The organism is Peptostreptococcus sp., from assembly GCF_977045075.1.
Genome location: NZ_CDRRTB010000115.1, coordinates 1 through 3,531 on the forward strand (window position 1 = coordinate 1; position 3,531 = coordinate 3,531).

General features: G+C 38.5%; 4 protein-coding genes. 3 read left to right on the forward strand and 1 reads right to left on the reverse strand.

Annotated features, from left to right (window positions below; all coding sequences use genetic code 11):
• Positions 1 to 31 precede the first annotated feature (31 nt).
• Positions 32 to 1,258: an aminopeptidase gene (locus tag ACW6OJ_RS07630; RefSeq protein ID WP_456096222.1), complete on the forward strand. Its 1,227-nt coding sequence runs from the start codon at positions 32 to 34 to the stop codon at positions 1,256 to 1,258.
• Positions 1,259 to 1,307: 49 nt separating this feature from the next.
• Positions 1,308 to 1,892, forward strand: coding sequence for a hypothetical protein (locus tag ACW6OJ_RS07635; protein WP_293431403.1), 585 nt, complete (start codon positions 1,308 to 1,310; stop codon positions 1,890 to 1,892).
• A gap of 131 nt (positions 1,893 to 2,023) precedes the next feature.
• On the opposite strand, the gene ACW6OJ_RS07640 is transcribed toward ACW6OJ_RS07635, so the two are convergent.
• The gene (locus ACW6OJ_RS07640; protein ID WP_293700694.1) at positions 2,024 to 2,575 is read right to left on the reverse strand and encodes a flavodoxin family protein; all 552 of its coding nucleotides are present in this window, start codon (positions 2,573 to 2,575) and stop codon (positions 2,024 to 2,026) included.
• 312 nt (positions 2,576 to 2,887) lie between these two features.
• Here ACW6OJ_RS07640 and ACW6OJ_RS07645 point away from each other — a divergent pair.
• Positions 2,888 to 3,531: helix-turn-helix transcriptional regulator (locus tag ACW6OJ_RS07645; protein WP_456096223.1), on the forward strand; the 644-nt coding region annotated here is incomplete at its 3' end.

Below are 3,531 nucleotides of genomic sequence, written 5' to 3' on the forward strand. Positions count from 1 at the left end.
GAAAAATATTAGAAGATAAGGAGAAGATAAGATGAGTTTAGATAGTAGAATAGATAAGTTTGCCCAGCTGGCTATCAAGTCAGGTATAAATGTTCAACCAGGCGAGAGTCTGCTTATTAGGGCTGATGTAGAGTCAAGAGACTTTGTTAGAAGGTGTGTGAGAGAGGCCTACAAGGCTGGTGCCAAGCATGTTTACGTAGAATATTCTGATGAGGTTATAAGCAGGGAAAAGTACCTAAGTGCACCTAGTGAGGCCTTCGATGAATATCCAGAGTGGCAGTCATACAAGTATACTCAGATTGCCAAGGAAGGAGGGTCCTTCCTATCTATAATATCCAATGATCCAGACCTAATGAAGGGGGTAGACCCTGACAGGATAGGTCGTTTCCAGAAGGAGGCAGGCAAGTATCTCAAGGAGTGGAGGTCCTATACACTGAATGATAGGGTTAAGTGGTCTATAGTAGCAGTTCCTTCACTAGCCTGGGCCAAGAGGGTCCATCCAGACCTTGCAGATGAGGCTGCTGTTGAAGAGCTTTGGAACAATATACTAGACTGTTCAAGGGTTACTGAAGACCCAGTTGCAGCTTGGGAAGACCATAACAAGAACTTAAAGGAAAAAACTGCCTTTATGAATAAGATGAATTTTAAGGAACTAAGATACAAGTCCTCTAAGACTGATTTGGTGATAGGGCTTCCAGACAAGCATATATGGTTGGGTGGGGCAGCCAAGGATCCTAAGGGCAACTTCTTCAATCCTAATATCCCATCAGAAGAAATATATGGTATGCCACACAAGTACAAGGTAGATGGTATTGTTCATAGTACTAAACCACTAGTATATGCGGGTAGCCTGATAGAAGATTTTTGGATTAGGTATGAGGCTGGTAGGGTTATAGATTTTGATGCCAAGACAGGAAGGGACAACCTGAAGAACCTAATAGAGACTGACGAAGGATCTTTTAGGCTGGGTGAAGTTGCCCTTGTACCTTATGATTCACCTATATCGAATAAAAATATAGTATTCTACACTACCTTGTTTGATGAAAATGCATCCTGCCACCTGGCTATTGGGGCTGCCTACAGCTCTTGTGTAAAGGATGGGGCAAAAATAGCTGATGAAGATAAGGATGGATTGGGTATAAATGTAAGTATAACCCATGTAGACTTTATGATTGGGGACAAGGACCTTGATATAGTTGGTATCCAGCAGGATGGCCAGGAATTCCAGATATTCAAGGACGGAAACTGGGCCTTCTAAGAAGATATGGGTCTAATCTATATAAATACAATAAGAGAGAGGTAATTTAATGACAACTGAGGTTTTTAAACATTTACAAAAATCCGCCCTGGTAGGGATAATATTTGGTATTGCCCTAAATGCTGGTAGGTTCTATAAGGAGGGCCTAACAGTAGGCAACCTAAACTACTTCCTATACGTACTTATTCTGATGGGTGGTACCTTCTTTATGATGGGTTTGATGCTTAACAGGAGGAGGGCAGATACTACAAATATGAGAATCTTTGCTATGAAGATGAGCCAGAAGGGTATCCTAAAGTATGATTCCCAGGCGCATATGAAGGATGGCAAGATGAAGACAGGATGGCTATATCTTACTGACAAGATGATTATATTTGCAAATACTCCAGATCCAGACCTCATAGAAAAGAAGGCTATAAGACTGTCTATAATGAAGGCTGAGTCAATAGAAAGGTTCAAGCCAACACCTTTTACTAATGACGGTATCAGGGTCACTATGAAAAAGGGCAATAGCTATGAATTCTTTGTTGGCAAGACTGGCAAGTGGATGGATATGATTAATGAAATAAAGCTTGGTGACCACAAGAAAAACAAGGATGAAATTGAAGGTGAAGTTCAGCCTTCTGACCAGTAGGTCCCAAGTAAATAGAATGATAAAAGAAAAGGGCAGCTAATTGGGGATTAGCTGCCTTTTCTAACATAATTTTATAAATTATGTCGGTAGGAATTTGGGGAATCATAATTCCATATATATTTATATTGAAATTATAAGCTATCAATGGCTGCCTTTATGGCAATTCTTTCATTGAACCTAGCTGAGCAGAATTCAATGTCTGTTTCATTAACATGGTCACCAAGCATCTTGTATCTAATAAGGTTCTTTTCATCAAGCATATGCTTTTTAAAGATTTCCTCGCCCATGTTCTTAGGCTTCATCTGGCCTATCCTTTCTAGGATTTTCATATCTATCTTTCCGTTACACATAAAGTAACCTAAAAGCTTGCAAGATTTGTCAACTAGGCCTACAGAATTTTTTATGCATGCCTGGCCGTGGTCTGAGTCAGGATAGTAGCCCATAGTACCCATTAGGAAGACCTCCTTGTCACGTACCTCTGGTATAAATTCCTTCATTGCCTTGTGTGGGAAGGACTTGTCAATCCAGAAGCCAAGAGCAACAACATCATAATCTGATAGGTCAGGCTTGTCCTTAACATCAAATATGGCCTTTTCATATTCAGGGCTAATCCTATCGAATACCCCTCTAGCTAGTCTTTCTGTATTTCCTGATAGAGATCCGTATACTACAGCAATTTTCATAAATACCTCCATAACTCAAGTGGTCCAGCCTAATTTGATTTCAATATCATATGGGTCCTAGACCTTTTTTTAATTTTTAAGATTTAATTTAGGTCTACTACAAGACCTTCTATACTATATATTTTACCACAATGAGTTTTATAATCAATTAACTATATTTATTAATTTATTAACTATATTTAGGTCTTTTTCCCAATACCCCCTATTTTTTAGCTTACATATGATATATAATAGAGGATATCGTGGGAGTTATGAAATTTGTGCGCATTTAATTTATAGACTAGGTGAAGAATTAATGAAGGAGGTGTGCCTATGCATAAGATAACGCAATTAGACAGTTTTGATATGGACATAGATTATAGGGCCTTGTGCGAAAATCTTGCCAGGGGTAATATGGAAAATACCATGAAAGAATTTAAAAAATTGGCAGGAGGCTGGATTAAAAGCGAAAATATAGTAGCCTATAGGGCCTTTTTGAATAGTCTTAATTACGCCATCTACTACTACACACTTTTCATGCACAATATTTCTCTTAAGCATTGCTGCTACCACTGTACGATATTAATGCATAAAAAGATAACAAGTAAGAACTTTATACCAACTGCTAGCATGATAATAGGCCAGTACTATGATGAATTGCTGGAAAATAACATTCTGGGTGTCAATCCATCCCTAAAGAGTGTTTTTAAGTATATAGATGATAACATACAGAGGCCTATAAGCCTAGAGGAGGCTTCGGAGTATGCCCATATAAATAAGAGCTACCTATCCCAGCTTTTCAAACAAAAAACTGGCTATACCTTCAGCTCCTATGTAAATTATAGAAAGCTAAACCGTGCAAGAAATTTACTTTTACAGACGGAAAAAAATATAGCTGAAATAAGTCAGGAATGTGGCTACAGAAATGTGAGCTATTTTTCCACAGTATTCACAAAAACTGTGGGTATATCACCGGG

Coding starts and splice junctions, on each gene's coding strand:
- ACW6OJ_RS07635 (WP_293431403.1), top strand. CDS start 1,308: ATGACAACTGAGGTTTTTAAACATTTACAAAAATCCGCCCTGGTAGGG.
- ACW6OJ_RS07640 (WP_293700694.1), bottom strand. CDS start 2,575: ATGAAAATTGCTGTAGTATACGGATCTCTATCAGGAAATACAGAAAGA.
- ACW6OJ_RS07630 (WP_456096222.1), top strand. CDS start 32: ATGAGTTTAGATAGTAGAATAGATAAGTTTGCCCAGCTGGCTATCAAG.